Here is a 4,433-nt window from a genome sequence, read left to right as displayed (position 1 = left end):
CTCGGCGTCCGCCGACAGCGTCTGCGCGATCGGACCGACGCCGATGGTGCTCGACACCACCACCATACCCATCTCCGACAGCGTCCCGTGCCAGGCGGTCGAGGCGCGTGCGCCGGACAGGCGGCCGGCGGAATAGCTCACGATCGCGGCCGGACGCCAGAACCATTCTTCGAGGAAGTGGTCGGTGAGGTTCTTCAGGCCGGGCTGGATGCCCCAATTGTATTCGCCGGTGACGAAGACGAATCCGTCGGCGCCGCGGATCTGGCCGGCCAGCTTCTCCAGCGCCTCGGGCGCGGTGCCCTTGGGATATTCCTTGTACATGCGGTCGAGCATCGGCAGGCCGATGGCCTTGGCGTCGATGAATTCGACGTCATCGCCGCGCGAACGCAGGCGATCGATGACGAAATTCGCAAGGCGGATGCCCATGCGGTCGGAACGGTAGGAACCGTAGAGGACGAGGATGCGGTTGCTCATGATGGCCGCAGCCTAGCATGAAACGGAGCCGAGCAACGGCTTCCTTTGTCGCGGGCGCTCAGTGGGTGGCGCGGTATTTGGCCGGGCGCGCAATGGACCGGCAGGCCAGTCCCTCGGCAAGGCGCTTCATGTCCTCGCGACTGCCGCTGCGGATCAGCCGGCCGAACTCCTCAGGAGAAAAAGGAAGACTTGGATCATCATTGATCGGGCGCCGCACGCGCGGACCGAAGAACCGTCGAACCAGGCTAGCCAGCCGCCGCATGTCAATTCCCTCGCGCCAGCAACAAACCTCTCACGAGGCACATTGTTCCTGCCAGCGTGACGAGATTGCAAGCCCCAACACGGAGGTCGTCACCGAAAATTTGCGAGCGGCCGGACTCCGCCCTATCCGATCCGCTTGAGCGTCTCGATGTCGCTCATGGCGCTTGTCAACGCCCCGTTGCGGTCGCGCACGAAGCTTTCGAGGTCCGACAACACGGTGTTGATCATCTGAAGATTCTTGAACATCTCCTCGATCTGCGTCACGATGCTGTTGTAGCCCTCCTGGGTCTGGATCAGCTGGCCCCGGGTGTCGTTGATGTTGGCTCCGAGCGACTCGAGCGACGTTTCCATGCCTCCGATCGAGGCATGGGTACGCGTGAGGCTGCTTTTGGTGTCGTTCGCGAGCTTCTTCACCTCGGTCGCGACCACGGAGAACCCCCGGCCCGCTTCGCCCGCCCGCGCCGATTCGATGGTCGCGTTGAGCGCCAGCAGGTTGGTCTGGCCTGCGATCGTATCGATGATCTTCAGGATCTCCCGCAGCCCGTTCATGGCCTCGGTGAGGCCCGCGAACTCATGCGACAGGGCGGTCGTGTCGGTCGCTTTCGCCGCCGATTGCGCGCTCGCCATGATGACCGAGCGGATCTCCTCCACGATCGTGTTGATCGAGGCCGTCTGTTGCAGCGCGCCCTCGACCTTTCCGCTCAGCGTGGCGCTGGCGCTCAGATATTCCGTCAGACGATGAACGATGCCGTCCTTGATTTGATTCAGCAGCACCATGCGCTTGAGATGGGTGCGCGTGAAATATTCGACGAAATGCGCGTAATGGATCGGGAACATCTCGATGAAGGGATCGTTCAGCGGCGTTTCCCTGACGTCGAAGAACACGATCGCGGTCAGCGTCTGGTTGATGTTGATCCCGAACAGCTCGCCGAAGGTGGAAAATCCCGCGACCGGCATCGGCCACATGCCGCTCATGTTGCGGAGCTGGCTCTCGTTGTTGAGGCGGCGCAGGATGCAATCGTTGAGGATCGCGCCGATCGCCGGTGGCTTGCCGCGCAGGAAGGCGTCGAGGTCGCGCCGCGTCTGGTCGACGAAATCGGTGGCTTCCAGCAATTCGAGCCGGTCGCCCGAATTGACGTCGCAGAAGAACGACACGACGCCGCTCTCGGCATCGATGCCCGCGACCGAGCGGACGAACAGGTCGCCGCCGACCTCGATGCCGAAGGAGTGCTTGGTCATCATCGACATCAGGTTCGCCGGCGTCGTGTTCAGTGCCTTCGCCACGGCAGAGGCGAACGGCTTGATCTCGCTTCCCTCCATGACGCCCGAGGCGGTGCGCCGATCCGGATCGGCCCCCATCACCACGAAGGATTTGCCGGTCTTCTTGAAGTTCTGCGTCTTGAAGATGCTGTAGGCCCGGCCCGGCGCCAGCTTCATGAAGGCGATCAAGGCGTGGTTCTCGAGCACCTGCTTGCCGTCGTAGAGATGGGTGTGCTTGAAATCGAGCTTGCCGCCGGCGGACCCGCCGACGAAGGCGCAGGGAAACTTGCCGCTCCGGTACACGGCCTCCATGAAATAGCTCTCCGATGCCGACACGCCGTCCACCAGCGCGAAGGCGATCGTATCGCGCACGTCGATCGCGAAGGGCGTGCGGATCGCGGCGACCTCGCGCGTGATCGCCTCGATGCGAGAGTCATGCGGCTTGGACGGCTCGCCCTTGCGGATGTCGTCGTTGTGCAGGCGGACGCTGTGGATGCTGATGGACTGAAACAGATCGGCCGGGAAGACCTGCACGATGACGGACGACCAGCTCGATCCCGCAGGCTTGTAGAGCGACTGGCCCGCCGAGCACAGTTCGCCCGCAGTCGACATCGCGATCACCGGCGTCGACCCCGCAAGCCTCTGCAACGACGATGCCACGCGCGCGAAATCGCAGTGCGGCGAAACGAACGCGAGAGCGAGCGGCGAGCGCGCGCCGGCGACGACGAAATCACCCTCGGAAATACTTTGCAGCCGGTCGTCGCTCTCCAGCACCCGGATCGCGCCGGCTTCACGAAGCGCCGGAGCTTCTTCATGCCCCTGCGCAACGAGCGACGGAGCGGGCTGCTTATGACTTGCCTGGGAAAAGAACGAGAGCATGGCCATATCCTTGTTCGACGCGCGGCGCGTCTCAAAGGATCGAATTACGGATTCGAAATTGCCATTCGGTTAGGAAACGCGCCGCGCGACCGCGCGTGCGCGGCGAATGCGCACCGTAAGACTACGGCGCCGCATCGTTTCGCGGGCTCATGATACCGATCGCGTCAATGCATTTGATCTGGATCAAATCCGCGCGGCAACGTTGCAACGGAAGCCGGCGATGATCCCGCATCGCCGACACATGCATGCTTGCGTGCACTACTCGGCAAAGCCGACATAGCGCACGAACTCCGCGTTGTGCTCGCGATCCGAGCGCACCGCGTTCGCGGCGAAATTGTCGTCGGGATAGCCCAGCGCCACGCAGGTCATGATGACCTCATCCTCCGGGATCTTCGCGACCTCGCGCACGATGTCGGAGCGCATGATGCCCTGCCCGTTGATGACCGAGCCGAGGCCGCGGTCCCACGCGGCCAGCACGATGCCGTAGCAGAGCGCGCCGAGATCGAAATGGCAGACCGCGCCGGGATCGAGCACGCGGTCATAAGTCAGCACCAGCGAGACCGGCGCGTCGAACTGGCGGAAGCCGCGCAACACCCAGTCCTGCCGCATCGGCTTATCGTCGCGCGCAATCCCCATCGCACTGAACAGCTTCTTGGCGATGTCGACCTGGCGGGACCGGTGCACGCCCTGGTATTCGCCATGGCTGATGATGTCGCGCTTGACCTTGGCGCCGCCGACCATCTCCTCCATGTTGCGGCGGCGCAGCTCTTCAAGCGGCGCGCCGGTGAGCACATGAACATGCCAGGGCTGCGTGTTCATCGACGACGGCGCGCGTTTGGCGCTGTCGATGATCGCCTCGACCACGGCGCGCGGTACCTGCTGCTGCTTGAAGCCGCGCACGCTGCGGCGCGACTGGACCAGCTCTTCGAATTCCACCTGTTTGACCTCCCTGCCCGTTCATTCCGCGGCGTTGCAATTGGAACGCGCAAGCGGTTGCCGACGCGGCTGCCCAAATCTATGCTAACCCGCAAGCAAGACCAAGAACCCAGCGAGGACTTCAGCAAATGCCCGCACCGCTCGATCCCGTCATCGCCCAGATCATTCCGCTGCTGCCGCTGCGCGATCCCGCGACGATGACGCCACAGAGCGCGCGCGATTCCTTGCGCGCACTGGCTGCGGCACGCGCCGCCGTGCCTCCCCCGCCGGTCGACACCGTGCAGGATATCAAGGTGAAAGGCGGCGCCGGCCCGCTCGATGCGCGCGCCTACCGCGTCGGCGCCGGTCCCGCGCCGACCGTGGTGTTCTTCCATGGCGGCGGCTGGGTCGCGGGCGATCTCGAAACCCACGACCGGCAGGCGCGCAATCTCGCGATCGAGACCGGGGCGGTCGTCGTCTCCGTCGACTATCGGCGTCCGCCGGAGACGCGCTTTCCCGGCGCGTTCGAGGATGCGTTTGCCGCGGTGGGCGACGTGCTTGGCCGCGTCGCGGAATTTGGCGGCGACGCAAGGCGCCTTGGCGTTGCCGGCGACAGTGCCGGCGGCAATCTCGCGGCGGCCGCC

Annotated in this window: 5 protein-coding genes; 1 reads left to right on the top strand and 4 read right to left on the bottom strand. The window is 64.5% G+C overall.

What is annotated here, in order from left to right; translation table 11 throughout:
* The 4 genes from PMI42_RS12185 to PMI42_RS12175 all read right to left on the bottom strand — a co-directional run.
* Positions 1 to 474, bottom strand: a 474-nt coding sequence (locus tag PMI42_RS12185; RefSeq protein WP_008134214.1) for an NADPH-dependent FMN reductase, incomplete at its 3' end; no start/stop codon positions are given.
* A gap of 58 nt (positions 475 to 532) precedes the next feature.
* A complete protein-coding gene (locus PMI42_RS37900; RefSeq protein WP_008134212.1) occupies positions 533 to 736 on the bottom strand; it encodes a hypothetical protein in 204 nt (67 codons plus the stop codon).
* Between the two features lie 122 nt (positions 737 to 858).
* Positions 859 to 2,874, bottom strand: coding sequence for an FIST N-terminal domain-containing protein (locus PMI42_RS40645; RefSeq protein WP_008134210.1), 2,016 nt, complete (start codon positions 2,872 to 2,874; stop codon positions 859 to 861).
* Positions 2,875 to 3,132: 258 nt separating this feature from the next.
* Positions 3,133 to 3,810, bottom strand: coding sequence for a nitroreductase (locus PMI42_RS12175; RefSeq protein WP_008134208.1), 678 nt, complete (start codon positions 3,808 to 3,810; stop codon positions 3,133 to 3,135).
* Positions 3,811 to 3,938: 128 nt separating this feature from the next.
* Between PMI42_RS12175 and PMI42_RS12170 the strand changes: the two genes are divergently transcribed.
* Positions 3,939 to 4,433: alpha/beta hydrolase fold domain-containing protein (locus tag PMI42_RS12170; RefSeq protein WP_008134206.1), on the top strand; the 495-nt coding region annotated here is incomplete at its 3' end.

This window comes from Bradyrhizobium sp. YR681 (assembly GCF_000282615.1).
In the GTDB taxonomy this organism is placed as follows: domain Bacteria; phylum Pseudomonadota; class Alphaproteobacteria; order Rhizobiales; family Xanthobacteraceae; genus Bradyrhizobium.
Note: the sequence above shows the minus strand (reverse complement) of the source record. Positions and strands in the feature narration are given on the sequence as shown.